Origin of the sequence: Pseudoalteromonas sp. S3785, from assembly GCF_005887365.1 — a bacterium.
Taxonomy (GTDB): Bacteria; Pseudomonadota; Gammaproteobacteria; order Enterobacterales; family Alteromonadaceae; genus Pseudoalteromonas.
In genome coordinates this window covers 1-235 of sequence record NZ_PNCT01000219.1, presented here as the reverse complement: position 1 = coordinate 235, position 235 = coordinate 1, and the positions used below count along the sequence as shown (strand labels likewise).

Here is a 235-nt window from a genome sequence, read left to right as displayed (position 1 = left end):
AATCTTTAGCGTTAATATTGTAATATGCTTGATCGATTGTTATAGGATAGTTATTTCTTTTGCATTCATTACCAATCAAGGTTTCAAATTCGAGAGTAAGCCTTACGCAATTTTTATGAATAATCCCGAGCTGAATACCTAAACGTGCGTATTTAATTTTATTTTGCATTGCTCCAAATCCATAAGGAGATAACCATAGTTCTTTTTCGCGTAGCATTAATATACCTGGAAGCGC

The 235-nt window shown here is 33.2% G+C and carries 1 pseudogene; it reads right to left on the bottom strand.

Annotated elements, in window-relative coordinates:
* Positions 1-235, bottom strand: a pseudogene (gene yebU, locus CWC17_RS19215) (16S rRNA (cytosine(1407)-C(5))-methyltransferase RsmF); the annotation flags it as partial.